This window comes from Streptomyces sp. NPDC001714 (assembly GCF_042892755.1).
GTDB lineage: Bacteria > Actinomycetota > Actinomycetes > Streptomycetales > Streptomycetaceae > Streptomyces.
In genome coordinates, this window is record NZ_JBIAUL010000003.1 from 604,876 (window position 1) to 630,962 (window position 26,087).

18 protein-coding genes, 5 tRNA genes and 1 riboswitch are annotated in these 26,087 nt (G+C 71.2%); of the genes, 11 read left to right on the forward strand and 12 right to left on the reverse strand.

Annotated elements, in window-relative coordinates; all coding sequences use genetic code 11:
- Positions 1-16: 16 nt before the first annotated feature.
- Positions 17-2,896: a PKD domain-containing protein gene (locus ACFY0P_RS11515; protein WP_388909990.1), complete on the reverse strand. Its 2,880-nt coding sequence runs from the start codon at positions 2,894-2,896 to the stop codon at positions 17-19.
- 184 nt (positions 2,897-3,080) lie between these two features.
- Between ACFY0P_RS11515 and ACFY0P_RS11520 the strand changes: the two genes are divergently transcribed.
- Entirely contained in the window at positions 3,081-3,563 is a 483-nt protein-coding gene (locus tag ACFY0P_RS11520; protein ID WP_388909993.1) for a PH domain-containing protein, read from the forward strand.
- A gap of 38 nt (positions 3,564-3,601) precedes the next feature.
- On the opposite strand, the gene ACFY0P_RS11525 is transcribed toward ACFY0P_RS11520, so the two are convergent.
- The 4 genes from ACFY0P_RS11525 to ACFY0P_RS11540 form a co-directional block, all read right to left on the reverse strand.
- Positions 3,602-3,675 (reverse strand) — tRNA-Phe (locus ACFY0P_RS11525).
- Positions 3,676-3,699: 24 nt separating this feature from the next.
- Positions 3,700-3,774, reverse strand: a tRNA-Asp gene (locus tag ACFY0P_RS11530).
- A 37-nt stretch (positions 3,775-3,811) separates the two neighbouring features.
- Positions 3,812-3,884, reverse strand: a tRNA-Glu gene (locus tag ACFY0P_RS11535).
- A 90-nt stretch (positions 3,885-3,974) separates the two neighbouring features.
- The gene (locus ACFY0P_RS11540) at positions 3,975-5,681 is read right to left on the reverse strand and encodes a metallophosphoesterase (protein ID WP_388909996.1); all 1,707 of its coding nucleotides are present in this window, start codon (positions 5,679-5,681) and stop codon (positions 3,975-3,977) included.
- Positions 5,682-5,786: 105 nt separating this feature from the next.
- On the opposite strand from ACFY0P_RS11540, the gene ACFY0P_RS11545 reads away from it, so the two are divergent.
- From ACFY0P_RS11545 to ACFY0P_RS11570, 6 genes are all read left to right on the forward strand, one after another.
- Positions 5,787-6,140 carry a metallopeptidase family protein gene (locus tag ACFY0P_RS11545; RefSeq protein WP_218162377.1) on the forward strand — a complete coding sequence of 118 codons (354 nt, stop codon included), beginning with the start codon at positions 5,787-5,789 and terminating at the stop codon, positions 6,138-6,140.
- Between the two features lie 86 nt (positions 6,141-6,226).
- The gene (locus ACFY0P_RS11550; protein ID WP_388910000.1) at positions 6,227-6,751 is read left to right on the forward strand and encodes a hypothetical protein; all 525 of its coding nucleotides are present in this window, start codon (positions 6,227-6,229) and stop codon (positions 6,749-6,751) included.
- Between the two features lie 468 nt (positions 6,752-7,219).
- Positions 7,220-9,421, forward strand: a complete 2,202-nt coding sequence (locus ACFY0P_RS11555) for a DEAD/DEAH box helicase (protein WP_388910003.1) — start codon at positions 7,220-7,222, stop codon at positions 9,419-9,421.
- A 176-nt stretch (positions 9,422-9,597) separates the two neighbouring features.
- Complete coding sequence (locus ACFY0P_RS11560; protein WP_388910006.1) at positions 9,598-11,721, forward strand: FG-GAP repeat domain-containing protein; 2,124 nt, start codon at positions 9,598-9,600, stop codon at positions 11,719-11,721.
- A 113-nt stretch (positions 11,722-11,834) separates the two neighbouring features.
- Positions 11,835-13,361, forward strand: coding sequence for an amino acid permease (locus tag ACFY0P_RS11565; protein ID WP_388910009.1), 1,527 nt, complete (start codon positions 11,835-11,837; stop codon positions 13,359-13,361).
- A gap of 109 nt (positions 13,362-13,470) precedes the next feature.
- Positions 13,471-13,543, forward strand: a tRNA-Lys gene (locus ACFY0P_RS11570).
- Positions 13,544-14,082: 539 nt separating this feature from the next.
- Here ACFY0P_RS11570 and ACFY0P_RS11575 read toward each other — a convergent pair.
- The 3 genes from ACFY0P_RS11575 to ACFY0P_RS11585 form a co-directional block, all read right to left on the reverse strand.
- Complete coding sequence (locus tag ACFY0P_RS11575) at positions 14,083-14,670, reverse strand: O-methyltransferase (RefSeq protein ID WP_388910012.1); 588 nt, start codon at positions 14,668-14,670, stop codon at positions 14,083-14,085.
- 56 nt (positions 14,671-14,726) lie between these two features.
- Positions 14,727-15,368 carry a GTP cyclohydrolase II gene (ribA, locus tag ACFY0P_RS11580; protein WP_388910014.1) on the reverse strand — a complete coding sequence of 214 codons (642 nt, stop codon included), beginning with the start codon at positions 15,366-15,368 and terminating at the stop codon, positions 14,727-14,729.
- Between the two features lie 180 nt (positions 15,369-15,548).
- A complete protein-coding gene (locus ACFY0P_RS11585; protein ID WP_388910017.1) occupies positions 15,549-16,073 on the reverse strand; it encodes a MarR family winged helix-turn-helix transcriptional regulator in 525 nt (174 codons plus the stop codon).
- 109 nt (positions 16,074-16,182) lie between these two features.
- Here ACFY0P_RS11585 and ACFY0P_RS11590 point away from each other — a divergent pair, with 109 nt between their 5' ends.
- The 4 genes from ACFY0P_RS11590 to ACFY0P_RS11605 all read left to right on the forward strand — a co-directional run bounded on the left by ACFY0P_RS11590 (position 16,183) and on the right by ACFY0P_RS11605 (position 20,196).
- The gene (locus tag ACFY0P_RS11590) at positions 16,183-17,313 is read left to right on the forward strand and encodes a dihydrofolate reductase family protein (protein WP_388910020.1); all 1,131 of its coding nucleotides are present in this window, start codon (positions 16,183-16,185) and stop codon (positions 17,311-17,313) included.
- 193 nt (positions 17,314-17,506) lie between these two features.
- Positions 17,507-17,580, forward strand: a tRNA-Met gene (locus ACFY0P_RS11595).
- A 317-nt stretch (positions 17,581-17,897) separates the two neighbouring features.
- Positions 17,898-18,057: riboswitch (cyclic di-AMP (ydaO/yuaA leader) on the forward strand.
- 7 nt (positions 18,058-18,064) lie between these two features.
- A complete protein-coding gene (locus ACFY0P_RS11600) occupies positions 18,065-19,099 on the forward strand; it encodes a M23 family metallopeptidase (protein ID WP_388910023.1) in 1,035 nt (344 codons plus the stop codon).
- A 152-nt stretch (positions 19,100-19,251) separates the two neighbouring features.
- Positions 19,252-20,196: an aldo/keto reductase gene (locus ACFY0P_RS11605; protein WP_388910026.1), complete on the forward strand. Its 945-nt coding sequence runs from the start codon at positions 19,252-19,254 to the stop codon at positions 20,194-20,196.
- A 116-nt stretch (positions 20,197-20,312) separates the two neighbouring features.
- On the opposite strand, the gene ACFY0P_RS11610 is transcribed toward ACFY0P_RS11605, so the two are convergent.
- The 4 genes from ACFY0P_RS11610 to ACFY0P_RS11625 form a co-directional block, all read right to left on the reverse strand.
- Positions 20,313-21,665 (reverse strand): PrsW family intramembrane metalloprotease, encoded by a 1,353-nt coding sequence (locus tag ACFY0P_RS11610; RefSeq protein ID WP_388910029.1) that lies wholly within the window; start codon positions 21,663-21,665, stop codon positions 20,313-20,315.
- Positions 21,666-21,675: 10 nt separating this feature from the next.
- Complete coding sequence (gene trmB / locus ACFY0P_RS11615; RefSeq protein ID WP_388910032.1) at positions 21,676-22,572, reverse strand: tRNA (guanosine(46)-N7)-methyltransferase TrmB; 897 nt, start codon at positions 22,570-22,572, stop codon at positions 21,676-21,678.
- Positions 22,573-22,613: 41 nt separating this feature from the next.
- Positions 22,614-23,843 carry an L-2-hydroxyglutarate oxidase gene (gene lhgO / locus ACFY0P_RS11620; RefSeq protein ID WP_388910121.1) on the reverse strand — a complete coding sequence of 410 codons (1,230 nt, stop codon included), beginning with the start codon at positions 23,841-23,843 and terminating at the stop codon, positions 22,614-22,616.
- A 171-nt stretch (positions 23,844-24,014) separates the two neighbouring features.
- Entirely contained in the window at positions 24,015-25,439 is a 1,425-nt protein-coding gene (locus ACFY0P_RS11625; protein WP_093501181.1) for an MFS transporter, read from the reverse strand.
- Positions 25,440-26,087: the final 648 nt, after the last annotated feature.

Sequence of the window (26,087 nt, forward strand, 5' to 3'; positions counted from 1 at the left end):
TGTCCCCTCTCTCCGGTCAGCCCGCCGGGAAGACGTCGTAGTCGCCCAGCAGGTCCGCGTACACGTCCACCGAGGTGGTACCGGCGTTGTAGAGGTCGATCTCGCCGTCGGTGCCGGTCTTGACCAGCGCGCGGCCGGCCGCGGTGTGTCCCTTGGTGAAGCTCAGCGAGTAGACGCCGGGGCGCGAGGTCCCGTCGGGGTAGGCGACGAGGTAGCCGTTTCCGGACGGGGCGGGCACCGTGAGGTTCAGGTCGGCGGCGGTGACCCCGGTCGCGGGGACGCCGTGGGCGCCGGTGACCTTGAGCTTGAGGGTGGCGTGGGCGGCGAGCCTGGCGACCTTGCCGGTGCCGGTTCCGGTGCGGGTGTCGAGGACGCGGGCGGGGGCGACCGGCAGGAACTCCGAGCCGCCCGTGGCGGTGCCGTACCAGCCGACGAGGTCCGCGACGAGGTTCGCCGACGCCTTGCTCTCGTTGCGCAGGACGACCTTGCCGTCGTACACGGGGATCACCACCTGGGTGGTGGCGGTCTGGCCGGTGGTCCAGTGGGGTCCGCTCACGACGGAGCCGTTGGTGCTGTGCGTGGCGACGGTGAGGTCGCCGGAGGCCTTGGTGGTGGTGGCCGTGACGTCGAGGACCACCGCGTCCGCGGTCGCCGGGACGCCGTGGGTGCCGCCGACGGCCAGGGTGACCGAGTGGCCGCCGGCGACCGGGCTCCGCCCGCCCCCGGTCCCGGTGCGGGTGTCGAGCAGGCGGACCGGAGCGGCCGGGTGGTAGGTGTCGGCGTACTGGGCGTGGGACTGGAGGCCGACCGTGGCGACGTTGACCGTCACCGCGCCGGAGCTGCCGTTGTAGAGGTCGACCGAACCGGTCGGGGTGACCTTCACCGTGGTCTCGGCGGTGGCCGTACGGCCCGGCTCGAAGGCGGTGTCGGCGGTGCCTGGGCGGGTGGTGCCGTGGGGGTAGAGGGTGAGCGCGCCGCTCGCCTTCGCGTTGCTGGTGACGAGCTGGAGCTGCACCGCGTCCACGCCGTTCGAGTCGGCCCGCAGCGTGGCCGCCGAGAGCTTCAGGACGCCGTGCGCGGCGATCGTCTTCTGGGTGTCGTACTGCGGGGTCACGGCGACGAAGGCGTCCGCGGCGTGGAAGACGGCCGTGGCGGTGGTGGTACGTCCGAGCAGGTCGGTCTGCGTCAGGGTGGCGGTGTAGGTGCCGGGGGCCGGGTACTGGTGCGTGGGCTGCTGGGCGCCCTCGGCCAGGTTGTCCTGCGTGCCGTCGCCGTAGCTCAGGGTTCGGCCGTCGACCTCCCATGCGTCGGCCGGTGCCGGCACGGTGAACCGCGCGGACCCGGCGTCGACCTGCCCGTTCGCGGTGTCCGGGGCGACCGACAGGGCGGTGGCGGGCGGGGTGGCCGTACCTGCCGCCACCCCGGCGTAGGACTTCCCGGCGCTCGTTCCGTCGGGTTCGGTGAAGGTGATGCGCGTCGTGTACCGCCCTGGCGTGGTGTAGGTGTGGCTGGCCGGGGTGCCGGGCGTGCCGGTGGCCGGGTCGCTGCCGTCGCCGAAGTCGAGCGAGTAGGTGAGAGGCGCGCCCCAGGAGCTGGTGGCGTCGGTCTTCATGGAGACGCCGAGCGGCGCGAGCCCCTTCGGGGGCGTCGGAACGTCGCCGGAGGCGATGGTGAGGGTGTCCTGCCGTTCCAGGGCGCCCCGGTCGGGGTGGCCCGTGCCGTTGCCGGTGTCGTCGACCAGCAGGTCGTCGACCCTGGCACGCCCCTGGGAGTCGGTGCTGAGTTCACCCGGCGCGGTGGCGTCGGCCGAGTCGATCAGAGGGGAGTGCTCGGACGGCGTCGCCGAGTACGCCTTGATCCCGTCGATGTCATGCGCGCCCTGCCCGGTCCCGTCCCGGAAGGCCCCGCTGGTGGTGTAGGAGGTGCCGGCCCAGGAGTACTCGGTGCGGGCGGGGGCGGAAGAGGACACCTCGTGCGCCGCCACGTTGTAGTCGGCGGTGACCCGGCTCGCGGAGTCGGCCGACACCGCGTAGAACGGAGCGGTCGGCGCCTGGCAGATGCTGGTCTGCATCGAGCCGTTGGTAACGTCGACGGCCACGTTGTTCTCCACCACCCCGGAGCTGCCGCCGTCCAGCGAGATCGCGGTGGCGCAGGGTGCGAAGACCGTGTTGCTGGTCACGTCGGCGTCGACTGCCCCCGACACCGCGATGCCGGCCTGCTGCTGCGTGAGGATCCTGTTGGTCGTCACGGTGACCCGGGCCGCTCCCGGCGCCACCCGCACGCCGTACGCGGTGCTGGGGTTGATCGTGTTCCGTGACACGGTCACGTCGGAGGACGTGCCGTCCACGCCGATCGCCGTGCTGGTGACGGGGCTCAACGGGGCGGCGTTCTCGACCGTCAGCCCGTCGATGGTCACATGGTCGGACCCGGTCACCGCCACCACGTCCGAGTGGTGGTCGTCAGTGAAGGCCAGCGACTCGACCCGTACGTCGTGCACGCCCTTCAGCGTCAGCGCCGGTGCGGAGGCCGGAGTGGCGAGCACCGTACTCAGACGACCTGACGGGAGGGGGGACGCTCCGCTGAAAGTGATCGGCTTGTCGCTGGTCCCCGACCGGGTGAGGGTCACCGCTTCGGGGTGCGGGGACAGGGAGTAGTCCCCCAGGATCCGGACCGTGTCCCCCGGCTCGACCACGTCCGCGGCGGCCTGCACGGTGCAGAAGGGTCGGCTCTGCGTCCCCGTACCGCTGTCACTGCATACCGTGCTGTACTGCTCCACGTACAGCGTCCTGCCCGGCCCGGGATCGGCCACAGCGCGCCCTGTCCCCCAGCCGCTCATCACCCCCGCCACGACGATCATGGCGAGGGACAGTCCGACGGCGGGACGGGATCTGTGCACGGGGTCTCCACGGAGCGTTCGCGGGTGCGGTCACGAGAACGCCGGTGGAAGCAGGTCAGCTCAGCGTTGTCATGCGGTCGTCATGATCGCAGTCCGACTCCAAAGGAACGCCATACTCCGCCCTGGTCTTGCTCAAAACGCGGCCCGGCGGAGCGGGTTGGCGGGCCACTGTCAGACTGCACGGATGAACGAGACGGTCTTTCGGTACACGCGCAGGCAGCGCTTGGCGATGTGGGCGTTCGCGTCGGGGATGGCGGTCTGGGCCGGGGCGGTGAGCGTGCGTGCCGTCAGGTACCTGGCCGACGGCCAGACCGGTTCTGCCGTGAGCCTGTGGCTCGTGCTGGGACTGATACCGACCGTGCTGTTCGTGCCGCTGGCGGGGATGCCGACGGGCTGGACCCGCATCGACGCGGAGGGCCTGAGCACCCGCGGGATGACCGGGCGCCGGCGCGTGGGCTGGAGAGACATCGAGAGCATCCACGCGCTCTCGGGCCGTGGGCGCAACGGGTCCATCACGCAGATCGGAGTCACCCGGACCGACGGTAAGTCGTTCCTGCTGCCCATCCCCTTCACCTCCGGGACCATCGCCGAGGACCCCGACTTCTACGACAAGCTGGAGCTGATGCGCCGGGAGTGGAAGAAGCACGGCGGGCGGGGTGTGGAATGAGAACAGCCCCTCCGGAATCCCGGAGGGGCTGTCTGTTGTGGCTGGGGCCGGGGTCGAACCGGCGACCTATCGCTTTTCAGGCGATCGCTCGTACCAACTGAGCTACCCAGCCACGAGGTTTCACGTGAAACCCCAGCGGTCCTGACGGGATTTGAACCCGCGGCCTCCACCTTGACAGGGTGGCGAGCACTCCAAACTGCTCCACAGGACCAAGCTGTGTGTGCAACAGTGTCGCACACGATCTTGCGTGCCCCCAACGGGATTCGAACCCGTGCTACCGCCTTGAAAGGGCGGCGTCCTAGGCCGCTAGACGATGAGGGCTATCGGCCCGCCTGGGCGCTTCGTCAGCGCGTCGGGGACGTGAGAAGCATATGGGATGGCGGGGAGTATCGCCAAAACGGTTTACGGCGCCTAGGGCGAGGGTGTGCTGGTCGTGCCTCCTGAGGGTGACGGGCTCTGCGAGGGGGACGGGGGCGCGCCGGGTTGCCCGCGGTGGAGCCGCTGATCGAATACGTCTTGCGGGAGGTGACGGCTGACCTCGGCCGTCGCCTCGCCCAGGCCGCCCAGTTTGATCTCGTCCCAGGCCTGGAGCCGGTGGCTGTCCCGGTCGAAGTAGAGGATCGAGGCCTCGATCGGGTCCGGGTACTTGCCCTCGACGGCCCGTAGCCCGCTGCCGCCCGTGGAGCCCTCCACGCGGAGCCGGGTGCCGTGCGCAAGGATCTCCGTCTGCTCGTGGTGGAGGTGACCCGCCAGGACCAGGGGCACCTCGCCGTCCGTCATCCGGGCCGCCGACGGTTCGTGGACGATCGCGACGTCCACCGGGGTGTCGGCCGCCCGCTGCTCCCGCAGGGCCGTGGCGAGGCGGTCCCCGGCCAGCTCCTCGGCCGCGTCGCCGCCGAGGACGGCCGTGCGGTCGGGGGTGAACTGGGGGTCGCCGATCCCGGCGAAGCGCAGCCCCGCGATCGTCTGGGCGCGGCCGTCGTCCAGGACGTGCACGTTCTTCATGCGGGAGAGGTAGCGCTGGGTGGTGCGGGAGTCGTGGTTGCCCCGGACCCAGACGTACGGCACACCCAGGTCGGCGATGGGGTCCAGGAAGCCGTTCTCGGCCGCCGTGCCGTGGTCCATGGTGTCGCCGGAGTCGACGATCACGTTCACCTTGTACTGCTCCACCAGCGAGGCGATGATCTTCCAGCTCGCCGGGTTCAGGTGGATGTCGGAGACGTGCAGGACGCGGATGGTGGCCGGGTCCGGGGAGTAGGCGGGGAGGGTGGACGTGACGTCGTACAGCTTCGTCACGTTCGTCACCAGGCGGGCCAGTTCCTTCTGGTAGACGTCGAATTCGGTGACGATGCTGCGGGCGTTGCCGACCAGCGCCGGAGCGGAGGAGAGCAGGCCGGAGAACCTCGGTTCCAGGACCGACTCGGGGTTCCAGGTGGCGTACGCGGTCGCGCCGGACGACGCGAGCAGGGCGAGGGCGAGCCCGCCGGCCGCCAGGGCGCGGCGCGGGCGGCGGTAGACCGCGAGGCCGAGGGCGGTGGCGCCGGCGACGACGGCCACGCCGGAGCGTACGGCCAGGTCGAGGGTGCCGTGCTCGACGTCGTGGGCGACCTCGTCCTGGAGTCCGGAGAGGCGCTCGGGGTGGTCGACCAGCGCCTCGGCGCGGACCGGGTCGAGCTGGTCGACGTTGACGTCGAGGCGGACCGGACCGGAGTGGGTGTCCAGGTAGAGGGCGCCCAGCGGGGAGACGTTGATCTTCGTGCCGCCGGTGAGGGACGGGCGCAGCGTCATCGTCGTGTCCATCGGGCCGACCTGGGTGCGGACGTTCCCGACGATCAGCAGGCCGAGCCAGGCGCCGACGAGGACGACGGCGGTCAGGCCGAGGACGCGGCTCCAGACGGGCGGCCGGTGTGCCTCGGGGGCCAGTTCCAGGACGGGCGGGCCGGCCCGGCCTCCGATGCGGACCGCGGCCCGGACACGTCCTGCTCGACCGCCGATTCGGTCACCGAGTCGGCCTCTGATTCGGTCACCGATGCGGGTTCGGGTTCGGGCTCTGGTGCGGGTCTCGGTCTGGACTCGGGTTCGGGACTGGGCTCGGGTTCGGGTGCGGACGCGGGCCATTGGTGCCGTATGCCCAGGCTTGGGGGCTGATATGCGAGGGGTCGTGGCTTGTATGTCCGGGGTTCGCGACTCTCGTACGGGCGTTCCGTACCGGACAATGGCCCTGTGCTGGAGATGACGCGCGAGGAGTTCGAGGAACTGGTCGCCGAGGCGCTCGACCGGATCCCGCCGGAGCTGACCCGGCTGATGGACAACGTGGCGGTGTTCGTCGAGGACGAGCCCGACGATCCGTCGGACCCCGAGCTGCTCGGGCTCTACGAGGGCACTCCGCTCACCGACCGCGGGGAGTGGTACGCGGGCGTGCTGCCGGACCGGATCACCGTCTACCGCGGGCCGACGCTGCGGATGTGCGCGTCGCGCGAGGAGGTGGTCGCGGAGACCGAGGTGACGGTGGTGCACGAGATCGCCCACCACTTCGGCATCGACGACGCGCGGTTGCATGCGCTGGGGTACGGCTGACGGGTGCCGTGTCGGTTGCGTGTCCTCTTGTGGGCGGCGGGAGTTGGGCAGGTTGACTCCTTTCTCCGCCCCCGGAGGTGGCCGCCGTGCGCCCCTTGTACGTACCCGTCCGTCTGGCCGTCACGGTGATGGCGGTCGCGGCCGCCGCCGGCTGCGTGAACGTGGGCGACGACGCGGGGAAGGCCAGGCCGTCGCACTCCGCGGGGCACCGGGGCGGTGACGCGGCCGACGGCGGGTCCGGGGTGTCCGGCGAGGGCGGCGCCGGGTACGGGGGTGCGGTGGCGGACGGGAAGCGCGGGCACGGGGAGAAGGCGAAGCCGGGGGAGTCGGCGTCGGCGTCCGCGAAGCCGACGAAGGGGGCGAGCGCGGCGCCTGCCGTACCGGCGAAGCCGGGCAAGAGCGTGGCGCCGGGGGTGCCGGCCGGGCCCACGGGGGCCCCGACGACGCCCGCGCCGCCAGCGGCCTCGCCCACCCCGCCGCCGGATTCCCCCACCCCGCCGCCCCCGGCGACGGACCCGCCGTCGGCCGAGCCGTCCTCGTCGGCGCACGAGGACACGGGGACGCAGCTGGTGCAGCGGGAGCCGGCACCGGAGGCGGGGACGCCGGCGTAGGGGGCACGGGCGGGTTTCGGCACCGCCGGGTCGGGCGGCGGGGGCTGCGCGCCGTGGTGGCGGAGAAGACTTTCGGGCGGCGGGCGAGAGTCCCCCTCGGCAGCCGCGTTCAGGGTGGGGGAAGAAGATGGTGGGGTCGGGTGTTGGGGGGTCTGTAGGGCTGCGCGTCCGGTCTATCCGACTCGGTGTACGTGATCTGTGTGATCCGTGCGTCGATGGATCGGCGTGAGCGTCGATGGGTTGTGGTGAACCTGTTGTGAGCTGCGAGATTGTGGCTCGGTTTGCCTTCGTGGGTGTTGGGTGCGTATGGTGGTAGATCGTTTGATCCCATTTGCCCGGCGCCACCGCAGAGCGCGCCGTGTGGCGCGTACTCTCCCTTGCCGTGGCGGACCGCATTGAGGCGGTCGTGAGCGAATCACGGAGTTGACGGGCGCGTGCCGAAGAGACTCCGGAAGGTTTCGCATTCGCATGTCCGTGTCCAGTAATGATCAGATCGTTGTGCCCGAGAACATCCAGGACGACGAACTGGTGACCCAGGTCTCCGAGGAGACCGCTGACACCACCGACACCACCCCCCAGACCACCTTCGCCGACCTCGGCCTCCCCGAGGGCGTCGTGCGCAAGCTCGCGCAGAACGGCGTGACGACCCCCTTCCCGATCCAGGCCGCGACCATCCCGGACGCCCTGGTCGGCAAGGACATCCTCGGCCGCGGCCGCACCGGCTCCGGCAAGACCCTCTCCTTCGGTCTGCCCACCCTGGCCACGCTGGCCGGTGGCCGCACCGAGAAGAAGCGGCCGCGTGCCGTCATCCTCACCCCGACGCGCGAGCTGGCGATGCAGGTCGCCGACGCGCTCCAGCCCTACGGCGACGTCCTCGGCCTGAAGATGAAGGTCGTCTGCGGCGGTACGTCCATGGGCAACCAGATCTACGCCCTGGAGCGCGGCGTCGACATCCTCGTCGCCACCCCGGGCCGCCTGCGCGACATCATCAACCGCGGCGCCTGCTCCCTCGAGGACGTGCAGATCGCCGTCCTCGACGAGGCCGACCAGATGTCCGACCTGGGCTTCCTGCCCGAGGTCACCGAGCTGCTCGACCAGGTCCCGGCCGGCGGTCAGCGCATGCTCTTCTCCGCGACCATGGAGAACGAGATCAAGACCCTCGTCGACCGCTACCTGAACAACCCGGTCCACCACGAGGTGGACGCGGCCCAGGGCGCGGTCACGACCATGTCCCACCACATCCTCATCGTGAAGCCCAAGGACAAGGCGCCGGTCACCGCGGCCATCGCCTCCCGCAAGGGCCGCACGATCATCTTCGTCCGCACCCAGCTGGGCGCCGACCGCGTCGCCGAGCAGCTGCGCGACTCCGGGGTGAAGGCCGACGCGCTGCACGGCGGCATGACCCAGGGGGCCCGCACCCGGACCCTGGCGGACTTCAAGGACGGTTACGTCAACGTCCTCGTCGCCACCGACGTCGCCGCCCGCGGTATCCACGTCGACGGCATCGACCTGGTGCTGAACGTGGACCCGGCCGGCGACCACAAGGACTACCTGCACCGGGCCGGCCGTACCGCCCGCGCGGGCCGCACCGGCACGGTCGTCTCCCTCTCCCTGCCGCACCAGCGGCGCCAGATCTTCCGCCTCATGGAGGACGCGGGCGTCGACGCCGGGCGTCACATCATCAACTCCGGTACGGCCTTCGAGCCCGAGGTCGCCGAGATCACCGGCGCCCGTTCGATGACCGAGGTCCAGTCCGAGTCCGCGGCCAACGCGGCTCAGCAGGCCGAGCGTGAGGTCGCCCAGCTCACCAAGGAGCTGGAGCGGGCGCAGCGCCGGGCCGCGGAGCTGCGCGACGAGGCCGACCGTCTGGTCGCCCGGGTCGCCCGCGAGCGCGGCGAGGACCCGGAGGCGGCGGTCGCCGAGGCGCAGGCCCAGGCGGAGGCCGTGGTCGAGGAGGCCGTCGTGGCGGCCGAGCCGACGGTGCCGGCGGCGCGGGAGACCGAGCGCCGGGACAACCGGGAGCGCGGCTTCGAGAAGCGTTCCTTCGACCGGGACCGCGACCGGGACCGTGGCGACCGCCCGTTCAACCGTGACCGCGACCGTGGCTTCGAGCGTCGCGACGACCGCCGTGACGACCGCCGTGACGACCGTGGCGGCCGCCCCTTCGAGCGCCGCGAAAACCGCGAGCGCGGTTTCGAACGCCGTGACGACCGTCGCCCCTTCGACCGTGACGACCGCGGTGGCCGTTCCTTCGACCGGGACCGCGACCGCACCGACCGTCCGTTCAACCGTGACCGCCGTGACGACCGTGGTGGCTTCCGCCGCGACGAGCGTCGTGACGACCGGGGTGACCGCGGCGACCGTGGCGGGTTCCGCCGTGACGACCGTGGCGGCCGCCCCTTCGACCGTGACCGTGACGACCGCGGCGGCCGCTCCTTCGAGCGCCGTGACGACCGCGGCGGCTTCCGCCGTGACGACCGTCCGTCCGGCCACCGTGGCAGCGACCGCCCCTTCAACCGCGACCGCCGCGACGACCGACCGGGCTTCCGCAGCGGTGGCCACAACGGCCACGACCGCCCGTCCGGCCGCCGTGACGACCACCGCGGCGGCTCGTCCTCCGGCTCCTTCGGCCGCCGTGACGACAAGCCGCGCTGGAAGCGCAACGGCTGACACCGAGTGAGGTGAGGAAGGGCCCGTACGACGACCTGTCGTACGGGCCCTTCCGCGTTCCCGTTCCCGGACGGACCGCCCCCGCCAACCGCCTTCCGTTCACGGTCAATTCACTATTGATGTCTGTGGGCCGGTTGTTAACATCCTTTGACTTTTTTGACTTCCTGGGGGGTTCCTTGAGCCGGCATGCCCGGATCGCACTCACTCTCGTCGGCCTGGCCGCCCTCGGCGCCGGTTCGCTGACCACCGCGGGCAGCGCCGCCGCGGACACCACCCCGACGCCGATCACGACGGACGGCGTCCGGGGCATCGACTACGCGGGCGGCTTCCTGACCACCGTGGAGAACACGCCGAGCGGCTACGAGTGGGTGATCGGCCGGAAGATCTCGGCCGACGGCTCCACGGTGCTGGAGAGGTCGGACCGCGGATTCGCCGACACGTTCGCGGACGGCAGCCATCTCCAGCGGGTGCCGTGCGACGCGGGGCCGCAGGGCTGTGTGCCGATGCGTTCCTTCGGCAACACCTGGGTCGGCGACTTCATGGACGACGGCGCCGGCAAGCAGACGGCCCAGATCTACCTGACCGACAGCACGATGGACGGCGGTCCCGAACCGACCGTCACCGGCGGCCGTTTCGTCGACGCCACCGGCCGCTACTACGTCTACCAGGCGTCCTCCACCGGCAAGCAGTACGTCGACGCGGTGAACCCGTACCGCTACGAGGACGTCCGGCTGACCCGGTCCATCACCGCCGCCTCCGTGTGGGGTTCGACGCTGTGGACGCCGGGCACCGGCAACGGCGTGGTCACCGGATACGACCTGGAGGCGAAGAAGACGGTCGCGACCGTCTCCACCGGCGCTCCCTGCACCGTCAAGGAGCTCCAGGTCGTCGGCCGCTGGATCTACTGGAACTGCGGCCCGACGGGCGCTGCGGGCGTGTACGACCGTACGGCGAAGAAGAACGTCAAGGTGCCCTCCGGCCCGGCGCTGGTCGGCGACGGCTACCTCGTCCAGCACGACCGGACCGCCGGCAAGCTCATGCTGACGGACTTCCACACCGGGACGGCGGCCGCGGCGCGCGCGATCGCCGATCTGCCCGCCGGGCACACCGTCGACCAGCGGCGGCTGACCTGGTCCGTGGACAAGTTCGGCGGCGACATCGCGTACGTCGGCCCGGACGACGTGATCCGGATCGTGCCGAGCGGGGTGCCGACGCAGTCCCTGACGGGGATCGAGTCGGATGTGGACGACTCGGACGAGGACGCCAGGGAAGGCGTCTCGGGCAGCACCACCTGGGACAGCCTCTGGCAGCTCAGCAAGCCCGCGAACTGGACCTTCACCGTGAAGGACGCCCACGGGCACGCCGACCGCACCATCAAGGGCAGCGGTGCGTCGATCGACCTCGACTGGGACGGGACCAACGACGCCGGCGGCTACCCGCTCAACGGGCCGAAGACCTGGACGCTGACCGCCACCGCCGTCGAGGGCTCGGGTACGTACACGACGAGCGGGAAGTTCGGCTACACCGGCGGCACGCAGGGCTTCCACGACCAGAGCGGGTACTACTACGGCGACCTGGCCACCCTCAGCTCCTCCGGCGGCCTCACGCTCCACTCCACCACGGGCAACGGCAAGTTCAGCGGGAAGTGGGCGGCCTTCGGCTGGCCTGGGGGCACGGTGGCCGTGCTCTTCGGGGACATGACCGGCGACCGGTGCGCCGAGATGCTGGTGCGGATGCCGAACGGGGAGCTGCGCCGGTACACCGGCAAGTGCGGCGGCTCGTACCAGCCGTCGGACAAGCACATCTCCCTCGGCACCGGCTGGAACGCGTACAACGTCCTCACCGCCCCCGGCGACCTCACCGGCGACGGCCGTACCGACCTGCTGGCCCGCAAGGCTTCCACGGGGGACGTCTACCTGTTCGCCGACGCCGGAAACGGCAAGCTGAAGGCCGGGGTGAAGATCCGCACGTGGTCGGCGTACACGAAGATCGTCGGCGCCGGTGACCTGAACGGCGACGGTTTCGGGGACGTGCTGGCGGTCGACAAGGCCGGGACGCTGTGGCGCTACGACGGCACCGGGGCGGGCCAGGTGAAGGAGCGGGTGAAGGTCGCCGCGCACTGGAACGCCTCGTACAACGCGGTCGTGGGCGTCGGCGACATCACCGGGGACGGCAGGAACGACCTGGTGATGCGCGACACCGCGGGCAACCTGTACCGGCAGACGGGCACGGGCAAGGGGTCGTTCGCGGCGCGTGTGAGGATCGCGACGGGCTGGCAGGGCTACAAGGCGCTCTTCTAAGGCCTGATCAGGGTTCTGATCGGGCTTCTGGAGTCTGTTTCCGGGCCGTTCCAGCCTGTTTTCGGCCAAGCTGTGACGCATGTCACGCCCCTGGCGAGGGAATCGCTGGGGGCATGACAGATGACGCGACAGCCAAGTCGCTCTCCGGCGCGCTCTCCGACGAGGAGCGGCTCGCCCAGCTCGGCTACACCCAGGTCCTGGCCCGCCGTATGTCGGCCTTCTCGAACTACGCGGTCTCCTTCACGATCATCTCGGTCCTCTCCGGCTGTCTCACCCTCTACCTCTTCGGCATGATCACCGGCGGCCCGGCCGTGATCACCTGGGGATGGGTGGCCGTGGGCCTGATGACCCTCTTCGTCGGCCTCTCCATGGCCGAGATCTGTTCGGCCTACCCCACCTCCGCCGGCCTCTACTTCTGGGCCCACCGGCTCGCCCCGCCCCGCTCGGCCGCGGCCTGGGCGTGGTTCACGGGCTGGTTCAACGTGCTGGGCCAGGTGGCGGTGACCGCGGGCATCGACTTCGGCGCCGCGTCCTTCCTGGGCGCGTACCTGAACCTGCAGTTCGACTTCAAGGTCACCCCGGGCCGGACGATCCTCCTCTTCGCGGGGATCCTCGTCCTGCACGGCCTCCTCAACACCTTCGGCGTCCGCATGGTCGCGATCCTCAACAGCGTCAGCGTGTGGTGGCACGTACTGGGTGTCGCCGTCATCGTCGGCGCGCTGACCTTCGTCCCCGACCACCACCAGTCGGCGTCCTTCGTCTTCACGAAGTTCGTGAACGAGACGGGCTGGAGCAGCGGCCCGTACGTCGTCCTCCTGGGCCTCCTGATGGCCCAGTACACCTTCACGGGCTACGACGCCTCGGCGCACATGACCGAGGAGACCCACGACGCGGCGACGGCGGGCCCGAAGGGCATCGTCCGCTCGATCTGGACGTCCTGGATAGCCGGCTTCGTCCTCCTCCTCGGCTTCACGTTCGCGATCCAGTCGTACGACAAGGAGCTGACGTCCCCGACCGGCGCACCCCCGGCCCAGATCCTCCTGGACGCGCTCGGCGCCACCAGCGGCAAGCTCCTGCTCCTCGTCGTCATCGGCGCGCAGCTCTTCTGTGGAATGGCCTCGGTGACGGCCAACAGCCGCATGATCTACGCCTTCTCCCGCGACGGCGCGCTGCCGTTCTCCCGTGTCTGGCACACGGTCAGCCCGCGCACCCGCACCCCGGTGGCGGCGGTCTGGCTCGCCGCGCTCTCCGCCCTCGCGCTGGGCCTCCCCTACCTGATCAACTACACGGCCTATGCCGCCGTGACGTCGATCGCGGTGATCGGCCTGTACGTGGCGTACGTGATCCCGACGCTGCTGCGGGTGCGGAAGGGGGCGGCCTTCGAGCGGGGCCCGTGGCACCTGGGCCGCTGGTCGATCGTCGTGGGCGTGGTGTCGGTGACGTGGGTCGTGATCATCACCGTCCTCTTCATGCTTCCCCAGGTCTCCCCGGTCACCTGGAAGTCCTTCAACTACGCCCCGGTCGCCGTCCTGGCCGTCCTCGGCTTCGCCGCGATCTGGTGGCAGGCCTCGGCCCGCCACTGGTTCCTGAACCCGGACAGAGCGCATTCGGAGGACCGCGCCAAACTGGTCGATCTCTGACCCAACGGTCCACGTCCGCCCCACTTCTGCCACGCGACGCCGCCACGACCCCGATACCCGATCGGCGAGACGCCTCCGTCCGGCTATGCTCGGGGAGGCAACATCGCCTGGGCCGTTAGCTCAATTGGCAGAGCAGTGGACTTTTAATCCATTGGTTGTGGGTTCGAGTCCCACACGGCCTACGGGCACAGGGAGAGGGAAACTTCTTCTGACCTGCTACGCAGCGTCCGGGTCGGCTTCGGTCGACCCGGACGCTGACTCGTTTTCGGGCCCGTGCGTGACGAGCTCGACGTGCGAGGGCGTCTTCCGCGGCCGCTGGGGTTCGATGAGCTCGGTCTCGAACAGGCCGATCAATGACGTGTGGACAAGACCTTTGCTCGCCCCGACGACACCTGCCCAACTGGACCGCCGTGCTGGAGCGGACCGTCGTCGGGCCGTCGTCCTGCGCACGTTCCCGGTAGGACGGCAGATGCCGAGTCGAGCGGTCTGCCTGGACCGGATGCCGTCGACGGGTCGATCGCCCAAGCACCCGGAGGCGGAGAAGCCGCCGGACGCTGTGCGCGGCGCCTGAGTCGGCTTCGGTCGGATCCGCATGCCTCTCGTCGCCCGGCTGGAGCGTCCCGGCAGCAGCCGGGCGACGGGTGAGGGCCCGCTTCCCGACGCGCCCTCAGCTGTGATTCGGAGCCGTCGCCCACCGGGATTGGTGCGGATGTGACGGTGTTCAGCGCACCCGCACCCCGGTCAGCACCCCGTCACCCACCTCGTGCAAGGCGACGGCGAACTCCTTCTGGGAAGTGAGCAGTTCATGGAATGCGGCCACCTGGTCCCGGTGGCTGACCGCGTTGTCGACGGCGAGGACGCCGTACGGCCCGAGGACACGCCGCAGGTGCGGCCAGTAGGCGACGTACGCCGGTCGCTCCGCGTCGAGCACGACCAGGTCGAGGGACGCGTCCGGGGTCTGGGCCAGCGTCTCCGCGCCGTCGCCGTGGACGACGTCCGCGTACTCCCGGACTCCCGCCCGCTCCAGGTTGGCCAGCGCCGCGGTGACGCGGTCGGCGTCGGTGTCCACCGTCGTCAGGCGGCCGCCGGTGTCGCGGAGGGCGTCGGCGAACCAGATCGCCGAGTAGCCGTTGGAGGTGCCGATCTCCAGGACGGACGTGGCGCGCCGGGCCCGGATCAGCGTCGAGATCAGCCGGGCCGCGTCCGGGGTCATGTTGCGACGCCTCAGCAGCCGGTCGGCCAGCGGGCCGTCGTGTGCCCGCCCCTCCTGGTAGAGGTCGTCGAGAACACGCGCCAGCTGGTCGTCCACGGAGGCTCCCCTCGTCGGTGTGCCCGTCGTTGCTGGCACACCTCGCCGGGCGGTGCTCAGCCCGCGTTGAGTTCCGTCAGCTCGGCCAGGGGCAGCGTGTGCTGGGTGTGCAGGACCTTCGCGCGCAGGTAGCGGACGTTGTGGGCGGTGCTGAAGACGCCGGTCGGGACGCGGTCCCGGACGGTGACGCCGAGGCCGCGCAGCTGCTCCGCCTTGTCGGGGTTGTTGGAGAGCAGGTCCAGGTCGGTGAGGCCGAGGGCGGCCAGCATCTGGGCGGCGGCGGTGTAGTCGCGGGCGTCCTCGGGCAGGCCGAGGGCGGCGTTCGCCTCGTAGGTGTCGAGGCCCTGGTCCTGGAGGGCGTAGGCGTCGAGCTTGTTGTAGAGGCCGATGCCGCGGCCCTCCTGGCGCAGGTAGAGCAGGACTCCGCCGCGCTCGGCGATGCGCTCGACGGCCTCGCGCAGCTGGGGTCCGCAGTCGCAGCGGGCCGAGCCGAAGACGTCGCCGGTCAGGCACTCGGAGTGCAGGCGCACCAGCGGAAGGGTGCCGGGGGCGGGCTCGCCCAGGACGACGGCGACGTGCTCCTGGCCGTCGGTCAGGCCGTGGAACGTGACGAGTTCGGCGCTGACGCTGTAGCCGTCGTTGAAGCGCAGCGGAACCCGGACGCGGGCGCGCTGGGTGGCGGCGGGGAAGTCGGTCATCGGGTTCTCCAGTGTCCGGGTGCAGGACGGCAGTCCCGGTACGGGACGTCGCGGGTGCCTGCTTCAGATTTGAAGCAGATCCACGGCTGGAACCATACCCCATGCTTTAAATTTGAAGCAACAGATTTCCGTACGGTTTCGGGAAATCGAGTTCAAGATCCGGGGTTCAGGGCCAGGGGTTCACGATCCGGAGCAGGGCGACGACCGTCGCCGCCACGGCAGCTCGTCCGACGTCGGCCGGGGGGTCGACTCGTCGCCCTCCAGGGTGCGCGCGATCGCGGAGCTGATCTCCTCCAGCTGTGTCACCTGCTCGGCGGAGAGATGGTCGAAGACCGCCGCCCGCACCGTCTCCACGTGGCCCGGCGCCGTGCGCTCCAGCACCGCCATGCCCTCGTCCGTCAGGATCGCGAAGCTGCTCCGTTTGTCCCACTGACAGTCCTCGCGCCGGATCAGCCCGTCCTTCTCCAGCCGGGTCACGGCGTACGTCAGCCGGCTCCGGGTGATCTTCGACTTCTCGGCGAGATCGGTCATGCGCAGCTTGCGCTCCGGCGCCTCGGAGAGGTTGGCAAGGATGCCGTAGTACAAATGGGGCATGCCGGCGTCCTGCTGGAGCTGCCGGTCGATCGCATCCTCGAGGAGATGCGTCGCCGCCATGTAGGCGCGCCAGGCGCGCTGCTCCTTCGGAGTGAGCCAGCGAGTCGTCATGGCACCAGTGTAGGTTTGTTTCAAACTTTAACCAAGCGTCCATGTCAGAGCAGGCAGGCCGATCGCCGATCCCGGCCAGCCCGCCCGCCGCCGGGAGTGAGCGCGTCCGATGCCGTACCCCTACGTCCTGCTGTCCGCCGCCGTCTCCCTCGACGGCTACCTCGACGACACCGGCCCCGACCGGCTCCTGCTCTCGTCCCCCGCCGACTTCGACCGCGTCGACCAGGTACGGGCCTCCGTCGACGCCATCCTGATCGGCGCCGGCACCATCCGCGCGGACAACCCGCGGCTCCTGGTCAACTCCCCGCAGCGGCGCACGGCCCGGACCGCCGCCGGCCGGTCCGAGTACCCCCTCAAGGTCACGGTCACCGCGACCGGCGACCTCGACCCGGACGCGAAGTTCTGGCACACCGGCGGCGAGAAGATCGTGTACACGACGGACGAGGGCGCGCTGCGGGCCCGTGCCCTCGGGATCGCCGCCGACGTCGTCTCCCTCGGTGCCGACCTCGACTGGCGGCTGCTCCTCGAGCACCTGCACGACGTACGGGGCGTACGGCGTCTGATGGTCGAGGGCGGCGGCACCGTCCACTCCCAGCTCCTCCAGCAGGGCCTGGCCGACGAGCTCCAGCTGGTCCTGGCCCCCCTCTTCGTCGGCGACCCGAAGGCACCGCGGCTGTTCGGGCCCGGCGGCTACCAGGGCGGGCGGCTGCGGCTGCTGGAAACCCGCCGTATCGAGGACGTCGTCCTCATGCGCTACGAGCCCACCGCCCCCGGCACCGGCGGTTCGGCGTCCGCCGCGGACCGGCACTGGCTGCGGCTCGCCTGCGAACTCGCGGCCGAGTGCCCGCCGTCCCGGACCGCGTTCAGCGTGGGCGCGGTGGTCGTCGCGGCCGACGGCACGGAACTGGCCCGCGGCCACTCCCGGGAGGCCGGCGACCCCGTGGTCCACGCGGAGGAGGCGGCCCTGGCCAAGCTCCCCGCGGACGACCCCCGGCTGGCCACGGCCACGGTCTACACCAGCCTCGAACCCTGCACCCACCGCGCCTCCCGCCCGCACCCCTGCGCCGAGCTGATCCTCCGGGCCGGGGTACGGCGGGTGGTGACGGCGTGGCGCGAGCCGGACACGTTCGTGGCGGCGGCCGACGGGACGGGAGCGCTGCGGGAGGCCGGGGTGCAGGTGCTGGTGCTCGGGGAGTACGAGGGGGAGGCGAAGGCACCCAACGTGCATCTGCTCGGCTGAGCGGGTGGGGCGCGTTCGGCGGCCGGGTGCGTGGTGGTTGCTCGCGCAGTTCCTCCCCCGGCCTTCGGCCGGGGGGTACCCCCAGAGCCCCCTCTGGGCGCGGTCACGGGACCTCCCCGCAGCCCCCGCCGGCCCCGTGAGCCTTAACCCGTGTGACTCCCCCTCTTCGGATGGCGTATGCTGGTGTCACCGACGCGGGGTGGAGCAGCTCGGTAGCTCGCTGGGCTCATAACCCAGAGGTCGCAGGTTCAAATCCTGTCCCCGCTACTGAAGCCCAGGGCCGGAATCCCAGAATTCAAGGATTCCGGCCCTGAGTCATGTCCAGGCACGTGTTCCTTTGCGCGGTCACGGTCAGTGTCCGGACGGCCGCCCTGTGCATAACACCTGAGTCACCATCAAAACCTGTGTGACTCCTGAGCCGAGCAGCGCGCACCGTCGACTCGACCGTTTTTGACCTGTCGTGGCAGGTAAGTCCGAGCTTTGAAAGCTTAATGATCAAGGCGAACAGCTTGGAATCCGATAGCCGGGTCTATTAACGTTCGATAACGCAGCGCGGTCGTCCCAGCCGTCACCCGAGACGGCTCCGTGCGCACGCGCCGAATCCCGCAAGGGAACCGGGGAACCACCACCTTGGGGTGAATCGCACGGCTACCGCCGGTACGAAACGGCCGGTATACGCGCGTAGGAGACCTTCCCGCTCCGAACCCGTCAGCTAACCCGGTAGGCGGCGGAAGGAAAGGAGTGCGCCCGCGTGGCGTCCAACCCGCCTGCTCCGGCAGCCCCGTTCGTGCCCAGCCAGCGTCAGCCCGAGACCTTCGGCTACCCCGGCTACCGCACCGACGAGGGCCCCTTCGAGGAGTGGAACCCCACCGAGGAGTCCCTCTCCGCGGTACGCGGCCGGCACCGGGTCGCCAAGCAGAAGGGCGGCGGGCTCGCCCGCAGCTCCACGGTTCTCGGCGTCGGCGTGATCGCCGCGGTCGGCGCGGGCGGCATGGCCAGCGCCAACACCGGCAAGCCGCCGGTCTCCATCTCGCTGCCCGACCTGCCGTCCTCCGTCGGCTCCCTGCTCGGTGAGGACGGCGGCCACCAGGCCACCCAGACCGCGTTGAGCAGCGTCACCACGACCGCCACCGACGCGGACTCCTCCTCGTCCGACGCCGGTGAGGCGCTGCGCAGCCGGATCATCGCCCAGGCCGCGCAGCAGCAGAACCAGTTCGACACCAAGGCCGGCGCCAAGGCCGTCGCCGCCGCCGACAAGGCGGTCGCCGACGCCGAGGCCAAGGCGGAGAAGGCGGCCGCCGCCAAGGCCGCCGCCGCCAAGGAGAAGGCCGAGGCCTCCGCGAAGCAGAAGGCCGAGCACGCCCGCCTCGCCGAGCTGGCCAAGCAGTACACGCTGCCCGTCGTCTCGTACACGATCACCGGCACCTTCGGCCAGGCCGGCTCCATGTGGTCCTCCGGCTACCACACCGGCCTCGACTTCGCGGCGCCCACCGGCACGCTGATCAAGGCCGTGCACAGCGGCACGGTCACCGAGGCCGGCTGGGCCGGCTCCTACGGCTACCGCACGATCATCACCCTCGACGACGGCACCGAGCTGTGGTTCTGCCACCAGTCCTCGATCAGCGTCAAGGTCGGCCAGAAGGTCGCCACCGGCGACGTCATCGGCCGCGTGGGCGCCACCGGCAACGTGACCGGCCCCCACCTCCACCTGGAGGTCCACCCGAACGGCCAGGCCACCGCCATCGACCCGATGACCTGGCTGCGCGGCAAGGGCCTCAACCCCTGACCTGATCCGGACCTCACCGACCGGCCTCCGGCGGCCCTGACGGCACCCCTCCGGCGTCAGGGCCGCCGGGGTGACGAGCCGGGGATTCCGCTTTTACGAGACCTTCGTAATCGACGGGATGGGTCACCGGGCGGCCCGTGTTGAAGTTGGGCATGACTGCTCTTCGCAAACTCGGCTCTTCCGACCTCGAGGTCTTCCCGCTCGCCCTCGGCGGCAACGTCTTCGGCTGGACCGCGGACGAGGCCACCTCCTTCGCCGTCCTCGACGCGTACGCCGCCGCGGGCGGCAACTTCGTCGACACCGCCGACTCGTACACGGCGTGGATCGAGGGCAACAAGGGCGGCGAGTCCGAGACGATCATCGGCAAGTGGGTCAAGGCGCGCGGCAACCGCGACGACGTCGTCATCGCGACGAAGGTCAGCCAGCACCCCGATTACCCGGGCCTGTCCGCCGCCAACATCAAGGCCGCCGCCGACGCGTCCCTGCGCCGTCTCGGCACCGACCACATCGACCTCTACTACACGCACTTCGACAAGCCCGAGATCCCGGTCGAGGAGATCATCGGCGCGCTGGACGAGCTGGTGCGGGCGGGCAAGGTCCGGCACATCGCCGCGTCCAACATCACCGCCGAGCGCCTCCAGGAGTCCCTGGACCTCTCCGACCGCGAGGGCCTCGCCCGGTACGTCGCCCTCCAGCCCCACTACAACCTGGTCTCCCGCGACACCTACGAGGGCCCCCTCCAGGACCTGGCCTCCCGCACCGGCCTCGCGGCCGTCCCCTACTTCTCGCTGGCCGCCGGCTTCCTCACCGGCAAGTACCGCCCCGGTACGACGGTCGACAGCGCGCGAGCGGGCCGCGCCGCCCAGTACGCCGAGTCGGAGCGCGGCCAGAAGGTCCTGGCGGCCCTGGACGAGATCGCCGCGGCCCACGAGGCCCCGATCCCCACGGTCGCCCTGGCCTGGCTGGCGGCCCAGCCCACCATCACGGCCCCGATCGCCTCGGCCCGCACCCTCGAACAGCTCCCGCCCCTGCTGGGCGTGGCGGACCTGACCCTGACGGACGAGGAACTGACGAAGCTGACAACGGCTTCGGCCTGACGGCTTCGGCCGCCTTCCTTCTCCTTCTCCCGCCGCTCACACATCTTTCGGCCGCAACGGTGCTCAGCGCCCACGGCGCATCCCGGCGGTGCCGAGCCGGCCGCGACCCCGGAGTGCTAACTCCGATACGGGTTGTGGGCCGGATACGGCACCGCCGCCCCGTACCACCCCGGTCCCCCGTAAGCCGACGGCGCCTGGCCGCCGTACCCCGGCCACCCGCCCGGCGCGGCCGTCCGCGCCGCGTACTCCAGGGCCGGCCGCACCAGTTCCCGCCGGCTCCACAGCTCCGTGAGGAGCTCCCGCTCCCGCGCCACGAAGTCGGCCCCCGCCCGCCCCCGCTGCCCCCGGCGCCGCAGCAGTGCCAGCGCCGTCGCGTACCCCTCGTACTCGGCGACCGCCCGCCCCGCCGCCTTCCCGAAGTGGTACGCGGCGTACTCCCGGGCCATCTGCCGCGCCCGCATCGACCCGAGCACGAACGGCTCGGCCGCCCCCAGCCACCCCGCGTAGACGTACGCCGGCAGCTCCTCCCGTACGGTCCGCAGCTCCCGCTGACGGGTCCAGACGGCCAGCCAGGTCAGCAGCCCGAACGCCGGCACCATGAACATGCCGTACACGGCGAAGAACCCGTACTGCCCGAACGTCGAGGACCCGTTCCAGAACGCGTGCATGCTCATCGCGAGCAGCAGCCCGGCCGCCGGCACCAGCACGCGCCGTGCCCGCTGCCGCTCCCCGGAGAGCGCGGCGATGCCGAAGCCGATGCCGGTGAGGACGGTGAAGAGGGGATGCGCGAACGGGGACAGCACGATGCGCACGAAGAACGTCGCGGCGGTGACGGAGGCGATCCCGCTGTCACCGGTCAGCTGGTCGGTCCCGAAGGCGGTACCGAGGTAGAGGATGTTCTCGGTGAACGCGAACCCGGTGGCGGTGACCCCGGCTATCACCACCCCGTCGACGATCCCGGTGAAGTCCCGTCTGCGGAAGAGGAAGACGAGGAGCACGGCCGCCGCCTTCGCCGACTCCTCGACGACCGGCGCTATCACGGTCGCCCCGAGCGTGTCCGCGCTGCTCGGGTCCGCGGTCGCCGTCGCTATCCACCGCGTCGCGAAACTGTTGGCGACGATGGCTATGAGCGCGGCCGCGCAGGCGCCCCAGGCGAAGGCGAACAGCACGTTCCGCCAGGGGCCGGGCTGTACCCGGTCCAGCCACCGGAACGCGCCCACGAGCAGCGGCACGGGCAGCACCGCGAGCCCGAGCCCGACGAGAAAGCCCTCCGTCCCGGTCTGCTCCCGCACCAGCGCGAGGATCACCAGGCCGGAGAGGGCGAGCAGTGTGCTCAGCGCCCCGTACCGCACCCAGCGCCGCTGCCACCAGCGGGGATGCCGCAGACCGTGACCGGCGGGGTCCGGTGGATACGACGGCTGCGGTGGATGCTGCGGGTACGGCGAGTACGGCGGCGGGGAGGTGGCCACGGTATCGACCCTAACGAGGTGACTCCTGACGGTGCTGCTCGCTCTGCGGCACCCGGTGCTGTACGCGACGGAAGAGCAGATCGTTCACCACATGTCCCTTGTCCAGTCCCTGGCCCTCGAAACGGGTCAGCGGCCGGTGCGCCGGACGTGGCGCGAAACCGCCGTCGGCCTGCGTGTTCTCGAACTCCGGGTGAGCCTCCAGCACTTCGAGCATCTGCTCGGCGTACGGCTCCCAGTCGGTCGCGCAGTGCACGATCGCGCCGGGCCGCAGCCGGGTCGCGGCGAGGTCGAGGAACTCCGGCTGGATCAGCCGCCGCTTGTGGTGCCGCTTCTTCGGCCAGGGGTCCGGGAAGTACACGCGCAGCCCGTCCAGCGAGTCGGGCGTCAGCATCTCCCGGAGCAGGATGATCGCGTCGCCGTTCCCGACGCGGACGTTGGACAGCCCGTTCTGGTCGGCGAGGTTGAGCAGGTTCCCCTGTCCCGGCGTGTGCACGTCGACGGCGAGGATGTTGACACCGGGATCCTCGGCGGCCATCTGCGCGGTCGCCTCGCCCATCCCGAACCCGATCTCCAGGACCACCGGGTCGCCGTTCCCGAACAGCTCGCCGAGGTCGATGACCCGCTGCCCGTCGATGTCCAGGCCCCACTTGGGCCACAGCCGCTGCAGCGCGTCGGCCTGCCCGGCGGTGACCCGGCTGCGGCGCGGCTGGAAGCTGCGGATCCGACGCTCGAAGTGCGACCCGGCCGGATCGGCCTTGGGCCCGTCCGGGAACCGCGGCTCCCCCTTGGCCCGGGTGTGCCGGACGGACACCCCGGGGGCGTGGTCGGGGTGCTCACCGGGGGCGTGCCGGGCGGGGCCGGTCTCGGTGGGCCGGTGGGCTTCGGGGGCATTGAGGGAGTCAGACACAGTGCGTCGATTTTACGGCCCCTGCCAGGCGGCCGACGGGATCACACCGAGCCCAGCGTCTCCAGCGCCCTCCGTGCCACCTCCCGTCCGATCGGCAGCGAGGCGGTCGCCGCGGGCGAGGGCGCGTTCAGCACGTGGACCGCGCGCGGCCCCTCCTTGATCAGGAAGTCGTCGACTAGCGTCCCGTCCCGCAGCACGGCCTGCGCCCGCACCCCCGCGGCCGCCGGTACCAGGTCCCCCTCCTCCGCGGCGGGCAGCAGCCGCCGTACGGCCGTCGTGAACGCCTTCTTCGACACCGACCGGAGCAGCTCCCCGCCCCCGTACCGCCAGTGCCGCCGCGCCAGTGCCCAGGACCCCGGCCAGGCCAGCGTCCCGGCGACCTCCCGCGGCCGTACGACGCCCCACCCGTACCCCTCCCGGGCCAGCGCCGGCACCGCGTTGGGACCGATGTGCACGCCTCCGTCGATCCCGCGCGTGAGATGCACCCCGAGGAACGGGAACGCCGGGTCCGGCACCGGGTACACCAGCCCCCGCACCAGCTCCGGCCGCGCCAGCTCGTAGTACTCACCCCGGAACGGCACGATCCGCATCCCCGGCTCGTCCCCGGTCAGCAGGGCGACCTCGTCGCAGTACAGCCCCGCGCAGTTGACCAGCACGCGTGCGCGTACGACGTCCCCGCGCGAGGTGAGCACGGCCACGCCCCGCTCCGGGCGCCGGTCCACGCGGACCACCTGGGCGCCGTACCGGATCTCCGCCCCCGAGGCCTCCCCGAGCTGCCGGGCGACGCCCACGAAGTCGGCCACCCCGGTCGTCCCGACGTGTATGGCGGCGAGCCCCCGCACCTCGGGTTCGTACTCCCCGATCTGCGCGGCGCCGAGCTCCCGCACCGGAATCCCGTTCTCCCGGCCGCGCTGCACCAGGGCGTGCAGCCGGGGCAGCTCCGCCCGCTCGGTGGCGACGATCAGCTTGCCGGTGACGGCGTGCGCGATGCCGTACTCCGCGCAGAACTTGACCATCTCCGCGGCACCCTTGACGGCGTACCGCGCCTTCAGCGACCCGGGCCGGTAGTAGATCCCGCTGTGGATGACCCCGCTGTTGCGCCCCGTCTGGTGCCTCGCCGGCCCGGCCTCCTTCTCCAGCACGGTGACCCGGGTCCCGGGCGCGGCACGGGTGATCGCATACGCGGTGGACAGCCCGACGATCCCACCCCCCACGACGAGCACATCACAGTCGTACGCAACCCCGGCAGACACCTGCACCACCTCCCGCATCCGATAGTGCACTGCGCCACTGACAGCCACTTCAAACGTACGGTTGGTGAAGCGCCCTGTAAGGGGCGCTGGGGTACCCCCGGCCGAAGGCTGGGGGAGGAACTGCCCTACCAGCCCCCATGCACCCGCACCCGCAGGACCACAGCGGCCCGGCAGACGACCAGGCGATCCTCACGCCGGCGCCATCAGCAACGGCCTCGCCCGCTCCCGCAGCTCCACCACCCTCGGCTCGTCCCCGTACGGCTCCAGCCGGTGCAGCAGATCCTTCACGTACTCCGTGGTCCGCGCGGACGATATCCGCCCGGCCACCTCCACCGCCCGCACGCCTTGCTCGCAGGCCGCGTCGAGGTTCCCCGACTCCAGTTCGGCGACGGCCGACACGACCAGCCGCAGCCCGTGCGACCGCACGAACTCCTCGGTCGGCTTGGAAAGGGCCTGTTCCGTGAAGCGCCGCACCTGCCGCGGGGCCTTCAGGTCCCGGTAGCACTCGGCCGCGTCCGCGGCGAACCGGTCGTAGCCGTAGAAACCGAGCCAGGAGGGATCGTTGTCCCCCTCCCGCGCCCGCTCCAGCCACCCCTCCGCGGCCTTCAGCGCGGCCCCCGCGGCCTGCGCGTCGCCCGCACGCGCGTGTGCCCGCGCCTCCACCAGCCGGAAGAAGCTCATGGTCCGCGCGGTGGCCAGCCCCCGGTTGCGCTCCACGGCGGCCTGCGCGAGGTCGACGCCCTCGTCGCCGAAGCCCCGGTACGTCGCCTGCAGGGACATCGATGCCAGGACGTAGCCGCCGAGCGGTACGTCGGCCGCCGCGCGGGCGAGCCGCAGCGCCTGGATGTAGTACCGCTGAGCGGCCTCCTGCTGTCCGGTGTCGAAGGCCATCCACCCGGCCAGCCGCGTCAGTTCGGCACTCGCTCCGAACAGCGCCCGCCCGACTTCGTCGGAGTACGCGCCGAGCAGCAGCGGTGCCGCCTCCACACGTAAACACTCCGGCACCATCGACGACCGCCAGTCGCCGCCGCCGTACTTGGAGTCCCAGCGCCTGGCGTCCTCGGCGGCCTCCCGCAGCTTCTGCACGTCGCTGTGGCCGACTTTGAGCGGTGCGCCCGAACCGTCCACGGCGTTCGCCTCGCGCGCGACCGAACTGTCGGCGGGGGTTATCAGCCAACGCGAGGCGGGCGTTGCGTATGCGCTCACTGCGAACGAACCGGCCAGCGACTGCCAGATGCCGCCGGAACCGGCCCGGCGGCCGGCCAGGTCGAGGCGGTACAGCTCCGTCGCCGACCGCACCGCCTGGCCGACGTCCCTGGGGAAGGCGAGGCCCACTTCGGGGGCGGGATCCGCGTCCGCCAGGCCGATCTCGTGGAGCGGCACCGGGCGGCCGAGCTTCTGGCCTATCGCGGCGGCGATGAGGTGTGGCGCGGCACCCTGCGGCACCATGCCCTTCGACACCCAGCGCGCCACCGACGTCTTGTCGTAGCGAAGAGTCAACCCGCGTTGAGCGCCAAGATCGTTGACGCGTCGCGCGAGTCCTGCGTTGCTGATTCCCGCGAGGGCGAGAACGGCGCCGAGCTTTTCGTTCGGCCCGCGTTGCTCCCTGGACATGCGCCACCCCTCGACACAGACGGCTGCCGCGCTGGCATAACCACGCGGCATTCGTAAACCCAGCGTAGTTCGCCGCATCCCAAGCGTTAAGGGGCATTGTTCCGGATGGCGGGATTGTGGTCCGTACGCGAGTGCGGCCCATATACGCACCGTGCACGGCCTGTCGCGGCGTGCCCCCGCCGTGTGGCCGTGCGCCCGTCCGTGCGCTCTTCTCCGGCCAACTGGGGAGCGGTTCCATGGCTGATGCGTGGGTCGGCCCGCTGTACTGGATCCAGTGGGCTGGGGGACACCGCCACCTTCATCCCCGCGGGTGGCGGACCGGTCCGGGAGGCGATGCCCGCCTCCCGGACTGTGCGCGTCCGGGCACGCAGGCGTGCGGTGCGCAAAGCATGTACGGAGCGTGTGCAAGTCCGCGCGGCCGTCGCCGATTTGGCCGAAAATCGACCCCACCCTTTGCAGGGGCTCAACGCTCCTACCACGGCAATTGAGGGCGCGAAGGGCGTTTTTGGGGAGCGTACAGGGGGCGCATTCGCGTCGCAGTCGCCGGGTACCGTACGACGGCCGGCTCCCGCCGCGGCTCCTCCGCGGCACGCGCGCGTGGCCTGCCCTGCGGCAACTCCGTGCAATCTTCAAGGGATCAAAGGCGGC

Excerpts from the sequence above, each read along its gene's own strand:
- ACFY0P_RS11520 (WP_388909993.1), top strand. The coding sequence starts at position 3,081 with ATGAACGAGACGGTCTTTCGGTACACGCGCAGGCAGCGCTTGGCGATG.
- ACFY0P_RS11540 (WP_388909996.1), bottom strand. The coding sequence starts at position 5,681 with ATGGCCCGCGTCCGCACCCGAACCCGAGCCCAGTCCCGAACCCGAGTC.
- ACFY0P_RS11555 (WP_388910003.1), top strand. The coding sequence starts at position 7,220 with ATGTCCGTGTCCAGTAATGATCAGATCGTTGTGCCCGAGAACATCCAG.
- ACFY0P_RS11565 (WP_388910009.1), top strand. The coding sequence starts at position 11,835 with ATGACAGATGACGCGACAGCCAAGTCGCTCTCCGGCGCGCTCTCCGAC.
- ribA (WP_388910014.1), bottom strand. The coding sequence starts at position 15,368 with ATGACCGACTTCCCCGCCGCCACCCAGCGCGCCCGCGTCCGGGTTCCG.
- ACFY0P_RS11585 (WP_388910017.1), bottom strand. The coding sequence starts at position 16,073 with ATGACGACTCGCTGGCTCACTCCGAAGGAGCAGCGCGCCTGGCGCGCC.
- ACFY0P_RS11590 (WP_388910020.1), top strand. The coding sequence starts at position 16,183 with ATGCCGTACCCCTACGTCCTGCTGTCCGCCGCCGTCTCCCTCGACGGC.
- ACFY0P_RS11605 (WP_388910026.1), top strand. The coding sequence starts at position 19,252 with ATGACTGCTCTTCGCAAACTCGGCTCTTCCGACCTCGAGGTCTTCCCG.
- lhgO (WP_388910121.1), bottom strand. The coding sequence starts at position 23,843 with ATGCGGGAGGTGGTGCAGGTGTCTGCCGGGGTTGCGTACGACTGTGAT.
- ACFY0P_RS11625 (WP_093501181.1), bottom strand. The coding sequence starts at position 25,439 with ATGTCCAGGGAGCAACGCGGGCCGAACGAAAAGCTCGGCGCCGTTCTC.